This is a genomic window from Saccharothrix hoggarensis (assembly GCF_052936025.1).
Genome location: NZ_CP193624.1, coordinates 7,060,798 through 7,078,456 on the forward strand (window position 1 = coordinate 7,060,798; position 17,659 = coordinate 7,078,456).

General features: G+C 67.6%; 27 protein-coding genes. All 27 read right to left on the minus strand.

The genetic code is table 11. The features are described 5' to 3' along the window. Window positions 1-57: 57 nt before the first annotated feature. Window positions 58-828, minus strand: a complete 771-nt coding sequence (map, locus tag ACRAKH_RS31995; RefSeq protein ID WP_380723446.1) for a type I methionyl aminopeptidase — start codon at window positions 826-828, stop codon at window positions 58-60. Window positions 829-878: 50 nt separating this feature from the next. Further along, window positions 879-1,430 (minus strand): adenylate kinase, encoded by a 552-nt coding sequence (locus ACRAKH_RS32000; protein WP_380723447.1) that lies wholly within the window; start codon window positions 1,428-1,430, stop codon window positions 879-881. Beyond that, complete coding sequence (gene secY / locus ACRAKH_RS32005; protein WP_380723448.1) at window positions 1,430-2,740, minus strand: preprotein translocase subunit SecY; 1,311 nt, start codon at window positions 2,738-2,740, stop codon at window positions 1,430-1,432. The genes ACRAKH_RS32000 and secY overlap by 1 nt, the downstream gene beginning before the upstream one ends. 254 nt (window positions 2,741-2,994) lie before the next feature. Beyond that, complete coding sequence (locus ACRAKH_RS32010; RefSeq protein WP_380723449.1) at window positions 2,995-3,591, minus strand: LysE family translocator; 597 nt, start codon at window positions 3,589-3,591, stop codon at window positions 2,995-2,997. Between the two features lie 578 nt (window positions 3,592-4,169). After that, on the minus strand, window positions 4,170-4,613 hold the full coding sequence (rplO, locus tag ACRAKH_RS32015; protein WP_380723450.1) for a 50S ribosomal protein L15: 444 nt from the start codon (window positions 4,611-4,613) through the stop codon (window positions 4,170-4,172). Beyond that, the gene (gene rpmD, locus ACRAKH_RS32020; protein WP_033428588.1) at window positions 4,610-4,795 is read right to left on the minus strand and encodes a 50S ribosomal protein L30; all 186 of its coding nucleotides are present in this window, start codon (window positions 4,793-4,795) and stop codon (window positions 4,610-4,612) included. The genes rplO and rpmD overlap by 4 nt, the downstream gene beginning before the upstream one ends. A 2-nt stretch (window positions 4,796-4,797) precedes the next feature. After that, window positions 4,798-5,403 (minus strand): 30S ribosomal protein S5, encoded by a 606-nt coding sequence (gene rpsE / locus ACRAKH_RS32025; RefSeq protein WP_015105247.1) that lies wholly within the window; start codon window positions 5,401-5,403, stop codon window positions 4,798-4,800. A 34-nt stretch (window positions 5,404-5,437) separates the two neighbouring features. Further along, window positions 5,438-5,836, minus strand: a complete 399-nt coding sequence (gene rplR, locus ACRAKH_RS32030; RefSeq protein WP_380723451.1) for a 50S ribosomal protein L18 — start codon at window positions 5,834-5,836, stop codon at window positions 5,438-5,440. Window position 5,837: 1 nt separating this feature from the next. Further along, window positions 5,838-6,377, minus strand: coding sequence for a 50S ribosomal protein L6 (gene rplF, locus ACRAKH_RS32035; protein WP_366196556.1), 540 nt, complete (start codon window positions 6,375-6,377; stop codon window positions 5,838-5,840). Between the two features lie 17 nt (window positions 6,378-6,394). Beyond that, complete coding sequence (gene rpsH, locus ACRAKH_RS32040; protein WP_033436725.1) at window positions 6,395-6,793, minus strand: 30S ribosomal protein S8; 399 nt, start codon at window positions 6,791-6,793, stop codon at window positions 6,395-6,397. Window positions 6,794-6,921: 128 nt separating this feature from the next. Continuing rightward, window positions 6,922-7,107, minus strand: a complete 186-nt coding sequence (locus tag ACRAKH_RS32045; RefSeq protein WP_053715226.1) for a type Z 30S ribosomal protein S14 — start codon at window positions 7,105-7,107, stop codon at window positions 6,922-6,924. A gap of 2 nt (window positions 7,108-7,109) precedes the next feature. After that, window positions 7,110-7,673, minus strand: coding sequence for a 50S ribosomal protein L5 (gene rplE / locus ACRAKH_RS32050; RefSeq protein WP_380723452.1), 564 nt, complete (start codon window positions 7,671-7,673; stop codon window positions 7,110-7,112). Next, the gene (gene rplX / locus ACRAKH_RS32055; protein ID WP_033436722.1) at window positions 7,673-7,987 is read right to left on the minus strand and encodes a 50S ribosomal protein L24; all 315 of its coding nucleotides are present in this window, start codon (window positions 7,985-7,987) and stop codon (window positions 7,673-7,675) included. Before rplX ends, rplE begins: the two co-directional genes overlap by 1 nt. Window positions 7,988-7,989: 2 nt before the next feature. Further along, window positions 7,990-8,358: a 50S ribosomal protein L14 gene (gene rplN / locus ACRAKH_RS32060; RefSeq protein WP_033436721.1), complete on the minus strand. Its 369-nt coding sequence runs from the start codon at window positions 8,356-8,358 to the stop codon at window positions 7,990-7,992. 93 nt (window positions 8,359-8,451) lie between these two features. Next, the gene (gene rpsQ, locus ACRAKH_RS32065; protein ID WP_380723453.1) at window positions 8,452-8,733 is read right to left on the minus strand and encodes a 30S ribosomal protein S17; all 282 of its coding nucleotides are present in this window, start codon (window positions 8,731-8,733) and stop codon (window positions 8,452-8,454) included. Further along, entirely contained in the window at window positions 8,730-8,978 is a 249-nt protein-coding gene (gene rpmC / locus ACRAKH_RS32070; protein ID WP_033428581.1) for a 50S ribosomal protein L29, read from the minus strand. The genes rpsQ and rpmC overlap by 4 nt, the downstream gene beginning before the upstream one ends. After that, window positions 8,978-9,397, minus strand: coding sequence for a 50S ribosomal protein L16 (gene rplP, locus ACRAKH_RS32075; RefSeq protein ID WP_033436719.1), 420 nt, complete (start codon window positions 9,395-9,397; stop codon window positions 8,978-8,980). The genes rpmC and rplP overlap by 1 nt, the downstream gene beginning before the upstream one ends. Window positions 9,398-9,400: 3 nt before the next feature. Next, window positions 9,401-10,225 (minus strand): 30S ribosomal protein S3, encoded by an 825-nt coding sequence (rpsC, locus tag ACRAKH_RS32080; protein WP_380723454.1) that lies wholly within the window; start codon window positions 10,223-10,225, stop codon window positions 9,401-9,403. Beyond that, a complete protein-coding gene (gene rplV / locus ACRAKH_RS32085) occupies window positions 10,225-10,626 on the minus strand; it encodes a 50S ribosomal protein L22 (protein WP_380723455.1) in 402 nt (133 codons plus the stop codon). Before rplV ends, rpsC begins: the two co-directional genes overlap by 1 nt. A gap of 35 nt (window positions 10,627-10,661) precedes the next feature. Continuing rightward, complete coding sequence (gene rpsS / locus ACRAKH_RS32090; protein WP_015105260.1) at window positions 10,662-10,943, minus strand: 30S ribosomal protein S19; 282 nt, start codon at window positions 10,941-10,943, stop codon at window positions 10,662-10,664. Window positions 10,944-10,961: 18 nt separating this feature from the next. Next, window positions 10,962-11,795: a 50S ribosomal protein L2 gene (gene rplB / locus ACRAKH_RS32095; protein ID WP_380723456.1), complete on the minus strand. Its 834-nt coding sequence runs from the start codon at window positions 11,793-11,795 to the stop codon at window positions 10,962-10,964. Between the two features lie 22 nt (window positions 11,796-11,817). Beyond that, complete coding sequence (gene rplW / locus ACRAKH_RS32100; RefSeq protein ID WP_073885918.1) at window positions 11,818-12,117, minus strand: 50S ribosomal protein L23; 300 nt, start codon at window positions 12,115-12,117, stop codon at window positions 11,818-11,820. Then, window positions 12,114-12,806, minus strand: coding sequence for a 50S ribosomal protein L4 (rplD, locus tag ACRAKH_RS32105; protein ID WP_380723457.1), 693 nt, complete (start codon window positions 12,804-12,806; stop codon window positions 12,114-12,116). The genes rplW and rplD overlap by 4 nt, the downstream gene beginning before the upstream one ends. 2 nt (window positions 12,807-12,808) lie before the next feature. Further along, window positions 12,809-13,459 (minus strand): 50S ribosomal protein L3, encoded by a 651-nt coding sequence (gene rplC / locus ACRAKH_RS32110; protein ID WP_380723458.1) that lies wholly within the window; start codon window positions 13,457-13,459, stop codon window positions 12,809-12,811. 52 nt (window positions 13,460-13,511) lie between these two features. After that, window positions 13,512-13,817, minus strand: coding sequence for a 30S ribosomal protein S10 (gene rpsJ, locus ACRAKH_RS32115; protein WP_003938093.1), 306 nt, complete (start codon window positions 13,815-13,817; stop codon window positions 13,512-13,514). Between the two features lie 326 nt (window positions 13,818-14,143). Then, complete coding sequence (tuf, locus tag ACRAKH_RS32120) at window positions 14,144-15,337, minus strand: elongation factor Tu (protein WP_073885921.1); 1,194 nt, start codon at window positions 15,335-15,337, stop codon at window positions 14,144-14,146. A 139-nt stretch (window positions 15,338-15,476) separates the two neighbouring features. Further along, on the minus strand, window positions 15,477-17,579 hold the full coding sequence (fusA, locus tag ACRAKH_RS32125; RefSeq protein ID WP_380723459.1) for an elongation factor G: 2,103 nt from the start codon (window positions 17,577-17,579) through the stop codon (window positions 15,477-15,479). Window positions 17,580-17,659: the final 80 nt, after the last annotated feature.

Here is a 17,659-nt window from a genome sequence, read left to right on the forward strand (position 1 = left end):
GCCGACGCCGGTGGTCCCAGGTTCGGGGCCACCGGCGTCGGAGGATGTCGCGGAGGTTCAGTCCAGGGCGGTGAGGACCCACGGCCCGTCGTCGGTGATCGCCACCGAGTGCTCCCAGTGCGCCGCGCGCGAGCCGTCCGCCGTGACGACGGTCCAGCCGTCGTCCAGCTCGACGGTCCGCTCGGTGCCCAGGGTCAGCATCGGCTCGATCGCGATCGCCATGCCGACCTTCAGGCGCGGCCCCTTGCCGGGCTTGCCGTAGTTCGGCAGGAACGGGTCCATGTGCATCTTCGTGCCGATGCCGTGGCCGCCGTAGCCCTCGACGATCCCGTACTCGACCCCGTGCTCCTCGCCGGCCAGGATCGTGGCCGACTCGATCGCGAACGAGATGTCGCTCAGCCGACCTCCCGGCACCGCGGCGTCGATGCCCGCGAGCATCGAGGCGCGGGTGGCGTCCGACAGCTTCAGCTCCGCGTCCGTCACCTCGCCGACCGCCACGGTGACGGCGGAGTCGCCGTGCCACCCGTCGAGGATGGCGCCGCAGTCGATCGAGATCAGGTCACCCTCGGCCAGCACCTGCGTGCGGCTGGGGATGCCGTGGACGACCTGCTCGTTCACGGACGCGCAGATCGACGCCGGGAACCCGTGGTAGCCCTTGAACGACGGGATCGCGCCGGCGTCTCGGATGCTCTGCTCCGCCAGCTCGTCCAGTTCCGCGGTGCTAACCCCGGCCTTCGTGTGCGAGGTGACCAGGGCCAGCGTGCGGGCCACGACCAGGCCGGCGGCCCTCATGGCCTCCAGCTGGCCGCGGCTCTTGATCTCGATCATGCGGTCCCGACCGGGGACGATTCGACGCAACGCACCGACAAGTCCACCGCTCACTTCGGGTCGCGCAACGCGCGGAGAGCGCGCTCGCTGATCTCTTCGACCTCACCGACGGCGTCGATCGTCACGACGATGTCGGAGTAGTAGTCGAGCAGCGGCGCGGTCTCCGTCCGGTACACCTGCTGGCGGTGCCGGATCACGTCTTCCTTGTCGTCCGTGCGGCCGCGGGCGAGCAGGCGCTCCACCACGACGTCCTCGTCGATCCGGAATTCGAGCACCGCGTCCAACGCGTGGCCGTCGACGGCCAGCATCTCGCCCAGCACGGCCGCCTGGGCCGTGTTGCGCGGGAAGCCGTCGAGCAGGAAGCCGTTGGCGGCGTCCGGCTGCGCGAGCCGGCCCCGGACCATCTCGTTGGTGACCTCGTCCGGCACCAGTTCGCCGGAGTCCAGGTACTCCTGGACCTCCTTGCCCAGGTCCGTCTGCTGGCTGATGTGGGCGCGGAAGAGGTCCCCGGTGGAGATGTGCGGCACGCCGAGCTTGCTGCTGAGGATTTCGGCCTGGGTGCCCTTGCCCGCTCCGGGCGGGCCGACGAGAACGAGTCGCACTAGCGGAGGAACCCTTCGTAGTTGCGCTGCATGAGCTGGCTCTCGATCTGCTTCACGGTGTCGAGGCCGACACCGACCATGATCAGCACCGCCGTGCCGCCGAACGGGAAGTTCTGGTTCTGGCCCTGACCGGTGAGGTCGAGGAACAGGTTCGGCAGGATGGCGACGATGCCCAGGTAGAGCGAGCCGGGCAGCGTGATCCGCCCCAACACGAAGCGGAGGTACTCGGCGGTGGGACGACCCGGTCGGATGCCCGGGATGAACCCACCGAACTTCTTCATCTCGTCCGCACGCTCGTCCGGGTTGAACGTGATGCCGACGTAGAAGTAGGTGAAGAAGACGATCAGCAGGAAGTAGAGCGAGATGTGCACCGGGCTCGACTGGGTCACCAGGTGCGTCTGCACGAAGGTCTCCCACCAGCCAGGAGCGGAACCGTCGGTGGAGGCGGTCAGCCTGGAGATGAGATCGGGGAGGTACAGCAGCGACGAGGCGAAGATGACCGGGATGACACCGGCCTGGTTCACCTTGAGCGGCAGGTAGGTCGACGTGCCGCCGTACATCCGGCGGCCGATCATGCGCTTCGCGTACTGGACCGGGATGCGGCGCTGCGCCTGCTCGACGTAGACGACGCTGGCGATGATCAGCAGGGCCGCGACGCAGACCAGGAAGAAGGTCAGGCCACCGCGGTCGAAGATGATCTTGCCCTCGATCGGCACGCGGGCCGCGATGCCGGTGAAGATCAGCAGCGACATGCCGTTGCCGATCCCCTTCTCGGTGATGATCTCACCGAGCCACATGATCACGCTGGTGCCGGCGGTCATGACGACCACGAGGACGACCAGGTTGAAGATGCTCTCGTCGGGGATGACCGGCACTTCGCAGTTCGCGAACAGCTGGTCGCGCACGGCCAGGGCGATGATGCCCGTGGACTGCAGGACCGCCAGCGCGATGGTCAGGTAGCGGGTGTACTGGGTCAGCTTGCCCTGACCCGCCTGCCCTTCCTTCTTCAGCTGCTCGAACCGCGGAATCACCACGGTGAGCAACTGGATGATGATGCTCGCCGTGATGTACGGCATGATGCCGAGCGCGAAGATCGACAAGTTCAGCAGTGCGCCACCGCTGAACAGGTTGATCAGCGAGTAGATCCCCTGCTGGTCGACCGACTCGACACACTGTTTGACGTTCTTGAAGGAGACGCCCGGCGCGGGCATGGTCGCGCCCAACCGGTACACCACGACGATCCCGAGTGTGAAAAGGATCTTCTTGCGTAGGTCCGGCGTCGCGAGAGCCGAGCGGAATGCGCCGAGCACGCGAACCTCCATCAGCGTTGCCGCCCCACTGGGGTCGGCATCCTGCGGTACCGGCTTTGTTGCCGGCACAGTCTTGCGGACGTGCCGTCGACTCCTTGCCGACGGTGGCGGAAGCGACAGGTAGCCGCGACCGACCCGGAGGGCATCCGGGTTCAGCCCGCGACTTTAACAGCCGCTTGGCCGATTGCCGTAGCCAGTCGTCCTTCACACTTCGTACCTGATCGACTACGGCGGCCCGCAAGCCCCCGAATGGATCAAGTTCGGCTCGTCGCCAGCAGACCGGCCATGCCGAGCAGCACGCCCGCGGTGGCCTTGTCGAGCCGCGCCCGGGCCCGCCGGGTCAGCCCTGCCCGGCGGATGCCGGCGCCCAGCGCGACGTAAGCGGTCCCGGCGACGGCCTCGGCCGCCAGGTAGATCGCGCCGAGCGTCGCGAGCTGGAGCGGGATGGGGCCGCGGGCGGGGTCGACGAACTGGGGGACGAAGGCGGTGAAGATCAGCAGCGCCTTGGGGTTCGTGATCGCCACCACGAACTCCTTGCGCAGCGGAGTGCCCTGCCTGGCTGGCGTTTCGGTGGTGTCCTTGGTCGTCAGGATGCGCACGGCGAGGTAGACGAGGTACGCCACGCCCGCCCACTTGATGACGGTCAGCGCGGTGTGGCTGGCGGCGAGGATGGGCCCCAGGCCCGCGACCACCGCCGCGACCATGAGGGAGAAGGCCGCAAGACGCCCCAGGAGCGCCGTAGCGGCCTTGAGCGGCCCGTGGTGGACCGCGTGGTGCATGCCCAGGAGGTTGTTGGCGCCAGGGGTCAACGCGACCAGGAGCGAGGCGCCGAAGAAGAAGGCCGGCCACATGCGTGCACGCTAACCCGGCCGCCAACCGGTTTTACGCCTTGGGCGAACGTCCGTCCCACCACCCGCCGGGCGATGCCGGCAAGTGTCAAGAATCCGCGAGCGGGACAGTTGTCCACCGGTTGTCCACAGGACCAATCGCGTTGCGTGGGCTGTTGGTGCCGGCCGGCGGCGGATCGGGGCCGGGCTGCTCGAAGTTGTCCACAGGCCCGACCACAACGCGGAGGAACTGTCGGTGCCGGCCGGCAGGATCAAGAACAGGGGATCCCCTGGGCGGGGACCCCTGCGAAGCACGGCCGCGCGGCACGGGCGAAGAACCCGCAGCGCCACCGGAGCAGCGCCGGCACAGAACCCCCGAAGCCTCACCGGGCGGCACGGTCCGTAACGACAGCCGGGCGGCACCAGCCCGCGCAGCGGAACCGTTGTGACGCCCACCCGCCGGCGTGAGCGCGGCCTCTGCCCGCCGAAGGCTCACGGGCGCCCAGCGGCAACCGTAGAGACGTGGTGGTCCGGGGCAAGGGAAAGGCCCCCGGAGCGGGAGGCTCCGGGGGCCTTTCGGCAATGCCTTGCGTGCGTCGTGCTCAGAGCACGGTGGTGGTGCCACCGGCGGCGGCGATCTTGTCGACCGCGCTGCCGGAGAACTTGTTCGCCACGACGTCCAGCTTGACGCCGTTCAGGTCACCGTTGCCGAGGACCTTGACGAGCTGGTTCTTGCGCACCAGGCCCGCGTGGATGAGTGCGTCCACGTCCACCCGACCGCCGTCCGGGAACACCCGGGCGAGGTCGCCCACGTTCACCACCTGGTACTCGGTGCGGAACGGGTTGCGGAAGCCCTTCAGCTTCGGCAGGCGCATGTGCAGCGGCATCTGGCCACCTTCGAAGCGCGGGGAAACGTTCTTCCGCGCGCCGGTGCCCTTCGTACCGCGACCGGCCGTCTTGCCCTTGGAGCCCTCACCGCGACCGACACGGGTCTTCGCGGTCTTGGCGCCGGGGGCCGGACGCAGGTCATGGATCTTGATGGTCACGACTGGACCTCCTCGACGACCACCAGGTGGCGAACGGCGTGGATCAGGCCGCGCACCTGCGGCGTGTCCTCGCGGACCACCGACTGGCGGATCTTGCGCAACCCCAGGGTCCGGAGGGACTCACGGTGGTTGTGCTTGGTACCGATGCTGCTCTTGACCTGGGTCACCTTGAGCTGGGCCATGGTCACACCGCCCCTGCACGGGCACGGAGCATGCCGGCGGGAGCCACATCCTCGAGCGGCAGACCGCGGCGGGCGGCCACCTCCTCGGGACGCTGAAGGCCCTTCAGGGCCGCCACCGTGGCGTGCACGATGTTGATGGCGTTGTCGGAGCCCAGCGACTTGCTCAGCACGTCGTGGACACCGGCGCACTCCAGCACCGCGCGGACCGCGCCACCGGCGATGACACCGGTACCGGCCGAGGCCGGACGCAGCAGCACCACACCGGCCGCCTTCTCGCCCTGCACCGGGTGAGGGATCGTGCCCGCGATGCGGGGGACGCGGAAGAAGTTCTTCTTCGCCTCCTCCACACCCTTGGCGATCGCCGCCGGCACTTCCTTGGCCTTGCCGTAGCCGACACCGACCATGCCGTCGCCGTCACCGACCACGACGAGGGCGGTGAAGCTGAACCGACGACCACCCTTCACGACCTTGGACACGCGGTTGATCGCAACCACGCGCTCCAGGTGCGGGGTCTTCTCCTGGGCCGCGCCGCCGCGGCCGCCGTCACGACGGTCGCGACGCTCACCGCGCTCGCCTCCGCCGCCTTCGCGACGCGTGCGTCCTGGCATCAGGCGTCCCTCTCAATTCCGAAGATGTGCATTGTCAGAACTCCAGCCCCGCCTCACGGGCGGCATCGGCCAGAGCGGCGATCCGACCGTGGTAGGCGTTGCCGCCGCGGTCGAAGACGACCTGGGTGATCCCGGCTTCCTTGGCACGCGCGGCGGCCAGCTGGCCGACCTTGACCGCGCGAGCCTTCTTGTCGCCGTCGATCGCCCGGACGTCCGCCTCCACGGAGGAGGCTGCCGCCAGGGTGTGGCCGGCGAGGTCGTCGATGATCTGCACGGTGATGTGCTTCGACGACCGGTGCACGACCAGGCGCGGGCGCTCCGACGTGCCGCTGACCTTCTTGCGGAGGCGGAAGTGACGGCGGGTCTTGGCGATGCGGCGAGTGGTCGAGATGTCCTTGCCCACCGGCTTGCGCTTCGTTGCAGTCTCGCTCATGTCACTTACCCGTCTTTCCGACCTTGCGGCGGATCTTCTCGCCCGCGTAGCGCACGCCCTTGCCCTTGTACGGGTCGGGCTTGCGCAGCTTGCGGATGTTGGCGGCGACCTCGCCCACGAGCTGCTTGTCGATGCCGGCCACGGAGAAGCGGGTCGGGGTCTCCACCGCGAAGGTGATGCCCTCGGGGGCCTCCACCTTCACCGGGTGGCTGTAGCCCAGCGCGAACTCCAGGTCGGAACCCTTCAGCGCCACGCGGTAACCGACGCCGTGGATTTCCATCTTCTTCTCGTAGCCCTGCGTCACGCCGACGACCATGTTCTGCACCAGGGTGCGCGACAGGCCGTGCAGCGAGCGGCTGCGACGCTCGTCGTTCGGGCGCTTCACCTCGAGGGTGCCGTCTTCGGCCTTCTCGATGATGATCGGCTCAGCGATGTTGAGCGACAGGGTGCCCTTCGGGCCCTTGACGCTCACAGCCTGGCCGTCGATGTTCACGTCGACCCCGGAGGGGACGGTGATCGGCAGTTTTCCGATGCGCGACATTGCCTAGTCCCCCTTCCTCACCAGACGTAGGCGAGGACTTCTCCGCCCACGCCCGACTTGTTGGCCTGGCGGTCGGTCATCAGACCGCCAGAGGTCGAAATGATCGCGACGCCCAGACCGCCCAGCACCTTCGGCAGGTTGGTCGACTTCGCGTAGATGCGCAGACCGGGCTTCGACACGCGGCGGAGGCCGGCGATGCTGCGCTCCCGGTTCGGGCCGTACTTCAGCTCGATAACCAGGTTCTTGGCCACGTCGCCCTGCTCATCGCGGTAGCTCGCGATGTAGCCCTCGCGCTTGAGGATCTCGGCGATGCTGGCCTTCAACTTCGAGTGCGGCATCACGACCTTGTCGTGGTAAGCCGAGTTCGCGTTCCGCAGACGCGTCAACATGTCTGCGATCGGGTCGGTCATCGTCATGGTGACCTGGTCAACCTTTCTCGCTGCGGTTCCCCAGCCAGGGTCCGAGCCGACCTTGCGGCCGGCTGGTCGTGGACGGGCCTACAGCGAAGTGATGAGTCTCAAAAAAACCTGCCGCCGAGCCGGACTTACCAGCTGGACTTGCTCACACCGGGCAGCTCGCCCCGGTGCGCCATCTCGCGGAGGCAGATCCGGCACAGGCCGAACTTGCGGAACACCGAGTGCGGGCGACCGCAACGCTGGCAGCGGGTGTAACCCCGCACCTTGAACTTCGGCTTGGCCGCGGCCTTGTTGATCAGCGCCTTCTTGGCCATGATCAGTTCTCCTTGAACGGGAAGCCCAGGAGCTTCAGCAGCGCCCGGCCCTCTTCGTCGTTGGTCGCGGTCGTGACCACGGTGATGTCCATACCGCGGGGACGGTCGATGGCGTCCGGGTCGATCTCGTGGAACATCGACTGCTCGTTCAGGCCGAACGTGTAGTTCCCGTTGCCGTCGAACTGCTTGCCCGAGAGGCCGCGGAAGTCGCGGATACGGGGCAGCGCGATCGTCAGCAGTCGGTCCAGGAACTCCCACATGCGGTCGCCGCGCAGCGTGACGCGCGCGCCGATCGGCATGCCCTCGCGCAGCTTGAACTGCGCGATGGACTTGCGGGCCTTGCGGACCTCGGGCCGCTGGCCCGTGATGATCGACAGGTCCTTGACGGCGCCCTCGATCAGCTTGCCGTCACGGGCGGCGTCGCCGACACCCATGTTGACGACGACCTTCACCACGCCCGGGATCTGCATGACGTTGGCGTACTCGAACTGCTCGCGCAGCGAGGCGACGATCTCCTCGCGGTAGCGGGCCTTCAGCCGCGGAATGGTCTTCTCAACGGTGGTCATCAGATGTCCTTCCCGTTACGACGGGAAATGCGGACCCGCTTGCCCTCGTCGTTCGTCCGGTAGCCCACACGGGTCGGCTTGCCGTCCGAGTCGACCACCATCACGTTGGACACGTGGATGGGGGCCTCCTGGGTCACGATGCCGCCCGACTGCGCGCCGCGCTGGGTCTGCGTGATCCGGGTGTGCTTCTTGATGCGGTTGACGCCCTCGACCAGGACGCGGTTCTCAGCGGGGTAGGCCATGATGACCTTGCCGCGAGCACCCTTGTCCTTGCCGGCGATAACCACGACGGTGTCGCCCTTCTTCACCTTCATGATCAGAGCACCTCCGGCGCCAACGAGATGATCTTCATGAACTTCTTGTCGCGGAGCTCACGACCGACCGGGCCGAAGATGCGGGTGCCCCGCGGCTCGTTGTCGTTCTTGATGAGCACCGCGGCGTTCTCGTCGAACCGGATGTAAGAGCCGTCGGGACGGCGCTTCTCCTTGACGGTGCGGACGATGACCGCCTTGACGACGTCGCCCTTCTTGACGCCGGCACCCGGGATGGCCTGCTTCACCGTCGCGACGATGATGTCCCCGATGCCCGCGTAGCGGCGGCCCGAACCACCGAGAACACGGATGCAGAGGATTTCCTTCGCACCGGTGTTGTCGGCGACGCGTAGCCGCGACTCCTGCTGGATCACTTACCTACTCCTTGACCATTCCTGGCCCGCCAGATTTCCGACCTGACGGGCTCGGTCCGCTGCACCCGGTGCTGCTGGGCCAGTTTCTTGGGCTTACTTGGCCTTTTCGAGGATCTCGACGAGGCGCCAGCGCTTGGTAGCCGACAGCGGACGCGTCTCCATGAGGAGGACGCGGTCGCCGACACCGGCGGTGTTCTGCTCGTCGTGCGCCTTCACCTTGGTGGTGGAGCGCAGGACCTTCGAGTACCGGGCGTGCTTCTTCCGGTCCTCCAGTGCGACCACGATCGTCTTGTCCATCTTGTCGGACACGACGTAGCCCTCGCGGACCTTGCGGTCGTTGCGCACCTCGGTCGTCACTTCGTTGCTCTCGCTCATGCCGCACCCTCACCAGTGGAAACCGCGTCGGGGGAGGCCGAGAGGCCCAGCTCCCGCTCCCGCATCACGGTGTAGATCCGGGCGATCTCGTGCCGGACCGTGCGCAGGCGGCGGTTGTTGTCGAGCTGCCCGGTGGCCATCTGGAAGCGGAGGTTGAACAGCTCCTCCTTCGCCTCCCTCAGGCGCAGCACGAGCTCTTCCTCGGTGAGCTCACGCAGCTCGGAAGCGGTGGTACCCGCTGCCATCAGAACTCACCACCCTCACGCGTAACGATGCGGCACTTCATCGGGAGCTTGTGGATCGCGCGACGCAGCGCCTCGCGGGCCACAGCCTCGTTCGGGAAGCTCATCTCGAAGAGCACCCGACCCGGCTTGACGTTGGCCACCCACCACTCCGGCGAGCCCTTGCCGGAACCCATGCGGGTCTCGGCCGGCTTCTTGGTCAGCGGGCGGTCCGGGAAGATGTTGATCCAGACCTTGCCACCACGGCGGATGTGCCGGGTGATGGCGATACGAGCCGACTCGATCTGCCGGTTGGTCACGTAGGCGGGCTCCAGAGCCTGGATGCCGAACTCGCCGAAGGTGACCCTCGTGCCGCCCTTGGCAGCACCGGACCGTCCGGGGTGGTGCTGCTTGCGGTGCTTAACCCTGCGCGGGATGAGCACGACTCAGCCCTCCGTCTTCTCTTCGGTCGGCGCGGCGGCCTGGTCGCCCGCAGCGGCCCGGCCGGCCTCGGTGCTGGTCGCGGTGGTGCCGCTGGCGCCGGAACGACGCGCCCGGTTCGGGCGGTCGGCACGGTCGCGGTCACGACGCGGCGCGCGGTCGGCCGCCGGGGCGGCGTCACGCTCACGCTTGGCGCTGATGCCACCGACGATGTCGCCCTTGTAGATCCACACCTTCACGCCGATCCGGCCGAACGTGGTGCGGGCCTCGAAGAAGCCGTAGTCGATGTCGGCGCGCAGCGTGTGCAGCGGCACGCGGCCGTCGCGGTAGTGCTCGGAGCGGGACATCTCGGCGCCGCCGAGACGACCGCCGCACTGCACGCGGATGCCCTTCACCTGCGGGGAACGCATGGCCGACTGGATGGCCTTGCGCATCGCGCGGCGGAAGGCGACGCGGTTGGACAGCTGCTCCGCCACGCCCTGCGCGACGAGCTGCGCGTCCGACTCGGGGCTCTTCACCTCGAGGATGTTGAGCTGCACCTGCTTCTTGGTGAGCTTCTCCAGCTCACCGCGGATGCGGTCGGCTTCCGCGCCGCGGCGGCCGATGACGATGCCCGGCCGGGCGGTGTGGATGTCGACGCGAACCCGGTCACGGGTGCGCTCGATCTCCACCTTGGAGATGCCGGCACGCTCCATGCCGCGCGAGAGCAGCTTGCGGATCTTGACATCCTCGGCCACGTACTCGGCGTACTGCTTGTCGGCGTACCAGCGGGACTTCCAGTCGGTGGTGATCCCCAGCCGGAAGCCGTGCGGGTTGATCTTCTGACCCACTACCGAGCACTTCCCTTCGCGCTGGTCTTCTTGGGACGGCTCTCCACCTCGACGGTGATGTGGCTCGTCCGCTTGCGGATCCGGTAGGCGCGGCCCTGGGCGCGCGGACGGAACCGCTTGAGGGTCGGACCCTCGTCCACGTAGACCTTCGACACCCACAGGGTGTCGGGGTCCAGGGACAGGTTGTTCTCGGCGTTGGCCACGGCGCTCTGCAGCACCTTGCGGACCGGCTCACTTGCCGCCTGCGGCGCGAACTGGAGCACGGCCAGGGCCTCGCTGGCGCTACGACCCCTGATGAGCTCGACGACGCGACGCACCTTCATCGGCGTGTCACGGACGTAGCGAGCCCGAGCCACGGCGCGCGGGAACTCCGGCGCTTCGGCTTCGTTACGGGCGTTCATCGCTGCTTCCCCTTGCTCTTCCTCTAGTTCGTCGCCTAGCGACGGCGCGACTTCCGGTCGTCCTTGATGTGGCCCTTGAACGTGCGGGTCGGGGCGAACTCGCCGAGCTTGTGCCCGACCATCGCCTCCGTCACGAACACCGGCACGTGCTTGCGGCCGTCGTGCACCGCGATCGTGTGGCCCAGCATGTCGGGGATGATCGTCGACCGGCGTGACCAGGTCTTGATGACGGTCTTCTTGCCCGACTCGTTGAGGACGTCCACCTTCTTGAGCAGGTGGTCGTCCACGAAGGGGCCCTTCTTAAGGCTGCGAGGCATCCTTCACTCCCTCCCTGCTCAGCGCTTCTTACCGGTGCGACGACGCCGGACGATGAGCTTGTCGCTTGGCTTGCGGCGGCGGGTTCGACCCTCGGGCTTGCCGGCCGGGTTCACCGGGTGGCGACCACCGGAGGTCTTGCCCTCACCACCACCGTGCGGGTGGTCGACCGGGTTCATGGCGACACCGCGGACGGTGGGCTTCTTGCCCTTCCACCGCATGCGGCCGGCCTTGCCCCAGTTGATGTTCTGGTGCTCGGCGTTGCCGACCTCGCCGACCGTGGCGCGGCACCGGACGTCCACGTTGCGGATCTCGCCCGAGGGCATCCGCAGCTGGGCGTAGGGGCCGTCCTTGGCGACGAGCTGCACGCTCGCACCGGCCGAGCGAGCGATCTTCGCGCCACCGCCGGGGCGGAGCTCGATCGCGTGGATCACCGTGCCGACGGGGATGTTGCGCAGCGGCAGGTTGTTGCCCGGCTTGATGTCGGCCTTGGGGCCGTTCTCCACGACGTCGCCCTGCTGCAGCTTGGACGGCGCGATGATGTACCGCTTCTCGCCGTCGAAGTAGTGCAGCAGCGCGATGCGCGCGGTGCGGTTGGGGTCGTACTCGATGTGCGCGACCTTGGCCGGCACGCCGTCCTTGTCGGTGCGGCGGAAGTCGATCAGGCGGTACGCACGCTTGTGGCCGCCACCCTTGTGCCGCGTCGTGATCTTGCCCGACGCGTTGCGGCCACCGCGGCCGTGCAGCGGGCGGACCAGCGACTTCTCCGGCGTCGTCCGAGTGATCTCGGCGAAGTCGGAGACGCTCGCACCGCGACGACCGGGGGTCGTCGGCTTGTACTTGCGAATGCCCATCTCTACGCAGTCCTCGTCGTCATCAGGCGGCCGGGCCGCCGAAGATCTCGATCGGCTTGCTCTCGGCGGACAGCGTCACGATGGCGCGCTTGGTGTCCTTGCGCTTGCCGTAACCGGTGCGGGTGCGCTTGCGCTTGCCCTGCCGGTTGATCGTGTTGACGCTGACGACCTTGACGCCGAAGACCTTCTCCACGGCAATCTTGATCTGGGTCTTGTTCGAGCCGGGAGCCACCACGAAGGTGTACTTGTTCTCCTCGAGCAGCCCGTAGGACTTCTCGGAGATGACCGGCGCGAGCAGGATGTCCCGGTGGTCGGGGATCACTTCGCGGCCTCCTCGTCGACCTCGGACGACTCGGCGGTGGCCTCGGCGGAGCCCTGCCCGTGCTGGGCCTTGCTCGCCAGGAACACGTCCAGCGCGTCCTTGGTGAACACCACGTCGTCGTTGACCAGCACGTCGTAGGTGTTGAGCTGGTCCGGCGCGATGATGTGCACGTGCGGCAGGTTGCGCAGGCTGACCCACGAAACCTCGTCGGTGCGCAGCAGCACGGCCAGCACGCGGCGGGCCTCGGTGACCGACTCCAGCACCTTGCGGGCCGCCTTGGTCGACGGCGTGTCGCCCTCGACGAAGCTCGTCACCACGTGGAGCTGGCCGGCGCGCGCCCGGTCGGAGAGGGCGCCGCGCAGGGCGGCGGCCTTCATCTTCTTGGGGGTGCGCTGGCTGTAGTCACGCGGCTGGGGGCCGTGGACGACGCCACCACCGGCGAACTGCGGCGCGCGGGTCGAGCCCTGACGGGCGCGGCCGGTGCCCTTCTGCCGGTACGGCTTCTTGCCACCACCGCGGACGTCGCCGCGGGTCTTGGTGGCGTGCGTGCCCTGGCGGGCCGCGGCCAACTGGGCCACGACGACCTGGTGCAGCAGAGCCACGTTCGCCTGCGCGTCGAAGATCGCGGCGGGCAGCTCGACGGAGCCGTCGGTCTGGCCGGCCGGGGTGCGGATCTCAACGGAAGTCATGATCAGGCACCACCCTTCGCAGCAGTCTTGATGAACACGGTGCCGCCCTTGGGGCCGGGAACGGCGCCCTTGATGAGCAGCAGACCGGACTCGGCGTCCACGCGGTGGACCTTGAGGTTCTGGGTGGTCACACGGACGTGGCCCATGCGACCCGCCATGCGCAGGCCCTTGAACACGCGGCCGGGCGTGGCGCACCCGCCGATGGAGCCCGGCGAGCGGTGCTTGCGCTGCGTGCCGTGGCTCGCGCCGAGGCCGTGGAAGCCGTGGCGCTTCATGACACCCGCGGTGCCCTTGCCCTTGCTGGTGCCGACCACGTCGACCACCGCGCCGGCCTCGAAGACCTCGGCGGTGACTTCCTGGCCGACCGTGTACTCGGACGCGTCCGTGGTGCGCAGCTCCGCCAAGTGCCGGCGGGGCGTGACGCCCGCCTTGGCGTAGTGGCCCGCGACGGGCTTGTTGACCTTGCGCGGGTCGATCGCGCCGAAGGCCAGCTGCACGGCCGAGTAGCCGTCGTTCTCCTGGGTCCGAACCTGGGTGACCACGTTCGGCTCGGCCTTGACGACGGTAACCGGAACGATCCGGTTGTTCTCGTCGAAGACCTGAGTCATGCCGAGCTTGGTGCCCAGGAGGCCCTTAACCTGCCTGTCAGACATGGGTCTCGTTACTCTCCGCCCCAAATGGGATCAACACTGCCGCGTCCAACGCTTACTGGATGTTGACGTCGACGCTCGCCGGCAGGTCGATGCGCATGAGCGCGTCCACCGTCTTCGGCGTCGGGTCGAGGATGTCGATCAGACGCTTGTGCGTGCGCATCTCGAAGTGCTCGCGCGAGTCCTTGTACTTGTGCGGCGAGCGGATGACGCAGTAAACGTTCTTCTCAGTGGGCAGCGGCACAGGCCCGACGACCCGAGCGCCGGTGCGCGTCACGGTCTCGACGATCTTGCGCGCGGACGCGTCGATCGCCTCGTGGTCGTAGGCCTTGAGCCGGATGCGGATCTTCTGTCCCGCCATGATGGCTTGCCGTTCCTCTGCTTCTAGTACCGCTGCGGTGCGGGCACCTTGCACGAGGTCACGGGACCTCCGGCGCGCTCCGCCCCCTATTCAGGATTGACACCGAGCGGTGTCACGGTGCCCGGTCCACGCGGTCGGGCGTGTCGCGCCCTTGCGCATAGACCGGTCCCACTGATGAAACCTGTGGGATTGTCTTGCTCGATCGAACCCCACTCGTGACGGGGCGGCCGAGTCCAGAACTCGAACCGGCCGCCCCGACGAGCAACCCGTCAATGGTCGCACACGTGGGTGCGCAGACCAAATCGGGGGGTGTGATTAGAGCCAGATCACTTGATGATCTTGGTGACCGAGCCCGCACCCACGGTGCGGCCACCCTCGCGGATGGCGAACCGCAGACCCTCGTCCATGGCGATCGGCTGGATCAGCTTGACCGACATCGACGTGGTGTCGCCCGGCATGACCATCTCGGTGCCCTCGGGGAGGGTCACGACGCCGGTCACGTCGGTGGTGCGGAAGTAGAACTGCGGACGGTAGTTGTTGAAGAACGGCGTGTGGCGGCCACCCTCGTCCTTCGACAGGATGTAGACCTGCGCCTCGAACTCGGTGTGCGGGGTGGTGGTGCCCGGCTTCACGATCACCATGCCGCGCTCCACCTCCTCGCGCTTGATGCCGCGGAGCAGCAGCGCCGCGTTGTCGCCGGCGCGACCCTCGTCGAGGAACTTCTTGAACATTTCGATCGAGGTGACCGTCGTCTTCTTCGAGGTCTCCTTGATGCCGACGATCTCGACCTCTTCGTTGACCTTGATGATGCCGCGCTCGATACGACCGGTCACCACGGTGCCACGACCGGTGATGGTGAACACGTCCTCGACCGGCATCAGGAACGGCCGGTCGACCTCGCGCTCGGGCTCCGGGATGTTCTCGTCCACGGCGTCCATGAGGCCGATGAGCTTCTCGCCCCACTCGGCGTCGCCCTCCAGCGCCTTCAGCGCGGAGACGCGGACGACCGGCAGGTCGTCACCGGGGAACTCGTACTCGGAGAGCAGCTCGCGGACCTCGAGCTCGACGAGCTCCAGGATCTCCTCGTCGTCCACCATGTCGGCCTTGTTCAGGGCGACCACGATGTAGGGCACACCGACCTGGCGGGCCAGGAGCACGTGCTCCTTGGTCTGCGGCATCGGGCCGTCGGTCGCCGCGACCACCAGGATGGCGCCGTCCATCTGCGCCGCACCGGTGATCATGTTCTTGATGTAGTCGGCGTGACCGGGGCAGTCGACGTGCGCGTAGTGGCGCTTGTCGGTCTGGTACTCGATGTGCGCGATCGAGATCGTGATGCCGCGCTGCTTCTCCTCCGGCGCCTTGTCGATCTGGTCGAACGGCGTGAAGGGGTTCAGGTCCGGGTACTTGTCGTGCAGGACCTTGGAGATCGCAGCGGTCAGCGTCGTCTTACCGTGGTCGATGTGACCAATGGTGCCGATGTTGACGTGCGGCTTCGTCCGCTCGAACTTCGCCTTCGCCACTGGAATGTCCTCCTGGACTTCTATTGCTTAGCCCGGCGGGCGGATTGCTGTCCGCCGGGCTTCACGTCAGGGTCGGTTGTGCGGACCCCGGGGCATCCCCCCGGAGAGCCCGCGTGGTGCTGCGGTGCTCCGGTTGGGGTTACTCGCCCGTCGCCTTCGCGATGATCTCCTTCGCGACGTTCGCGGGAACCTCGGCGTAGGAGTCAAAGGTCATCGAGTAGTTCGCGCGACCCTGGGTCTTGGACCGCAGGTCGCCGACATACCCGAACATCTCCGACAGCGGGACCAGCGCCTTGACGACGCGGGTGCCACTGCGCTCTTCCATGGCCTGGATCTGGCCACGGCGGGAGTTCAAGTCGCCGATCACGTCGCCCATGTACTCCTCGGGCGTCGTGACCTCGACGGCCATCAACGGCTCGAGGATGGCCGGGCTCGCCTGGCGGGCGGCTTCCTTCAGCGCCATGGAGCCCGCGATCTTGAACGCCATCTCCGACGAGTCGACCTCGTGGTAGGCGCCGTCGACCAGGGTCACCTTGACGCCGACCAGCGGGTAGCCCGCCAGCACGCCGTACTGCATCGCGTCCTGGGCGCCCGCGTCCACCGACGGGATGTACTCCCGGGGGATGCGACCACCGGTGACCGCGTTGACGAACTCGTAGAGAGCGCCGTCCTCGGTCTTCTCCAGCGGCTCCAGGTCGATGAGGACCTTCGCGAACTGGCCGGAGCCACCGGTCTGCTTCTTGTGGGTGTAGGAGTACTTCTCCACCTTGCGGCGGATCGTCTCCCGGTACGCCACCTGGGGCTTGCCGATGTTGGCCTCGACCTTGAACTCGCGGCGCATGCGGTCCACCAGGATGTCCAGGTGGAGCTCGCCCATGCCGGCGATGATGGTCTGACCGGTCTCCTGGTCGAGGTTGACCCGGAACGTCGGGTCCTCCTCGGCCAGCTTCTGGATCGCGGTGCCCAGCTTCTCCTGGTCGGCCTTCGTCTTCGGCTCGATCGCCACCTGGATGACCGGCTCGGGGAAGGTCATGGACTCCAGCACGATGGGCGCCTGCGGGTCGCAGAGCGTCTCACCGGTGGTGGTGTCCTTCAGGCCGATCACGGCGTAGATGTGGCCGGCCATGGCCTCGTCGACCGGGTTCTCCTTGTTGGCGTGCATCTGGAAGATCTTCCCGATGCGCTCCTTGCGGTCCTTGGTCGAGTTGATGACCTGGGTGCCCGCGGCGACCTTGCCCGAGTAGACCCGGATGTAGGTGAGCTTGCCGAAGAACGGGTGCGCGGCGATCTTGAACGCGAGCGCGGAGAACGGCTCTTCGGTCTTCGGCGCGCGGAAGGCCGGCGTCTCGCCGTCCTGCAGCGTGCCCTCGACCGGCGGGAGGTCCAGCGGAGCCGGCAGGAAGTCGATCACCGCGTCGAGCATGGGCTGGACGCCCTTGTTCTTGAACGCCGAGCCGCACAGCACCGGGTAGGCGGAGCGGTTCTTGACGATCGCGCGGATGCCGGCCTTGATCTGCTCGACGGTGAACTCCTCGCCGCCGAGGTAGGCCTCCATCAGGGCGTCGTCGGTCTCGGCGACGGCCTCGACGAGCGCCTCGCGGTACTCGGCGGCCTTGTCGGCGAGGTCGGCCGGGATCTCCTCGACCGTGTAGTCCTCGCCCTTCTGGACCTCGCCGCGCCAGGTCAGCGCGCGCATCTCGACCAGGTCGACGACGCCGATGAAGTCGCTCTCGGCCCCGATCGGGATCTGGATCGGCAGCGGCTTCGCGCCGAGGCGCTCCTGGATCGTCCGCACGGTGAAGTAGAAGTCCGCGCCCAGCTTGTCCATCTTGTTGACGAAGCAGATGCGCGGGACGTCGTACTTGGTCGCCTGGCGCCAGACCTGCTCGGACTGGGGCTCGACGCCTTCCTTGCCGTCGAACACGGCAACGGCACCGTCGAGGACGCGGAGGTTGCGCTCCACCTCGACGGTGAAGTCGACGTGGCCCGGCGTGTCGATGATGTTGATCTGGTGGTTCTTCCAGAAGCACGTCGTCGCGGCCGACGTGATCGTGATGCCGCGCTCCTGCTCCTGCTCCATCCAGTCCATCACCGCGGCGCCGTCGTGGACCTCGCCGATCTTGTAGCTGATCCCGGTGTAGAACAGGATCCGCTCGGTCGTCGTGGTCTTGCCCGCGTCGATGTGGGCCATGATCCCGATGTTGCGGACCTTGGCCAGGTCGGTGAGCACGTCCTGTGCCACGGGTGTCTTCCCCTGTCTTGAGCTAGCTGGTAGCAGGCTCACTAGGGCTGGGAGGCGCCAGGCGGGCTGCCCAGTGGGAT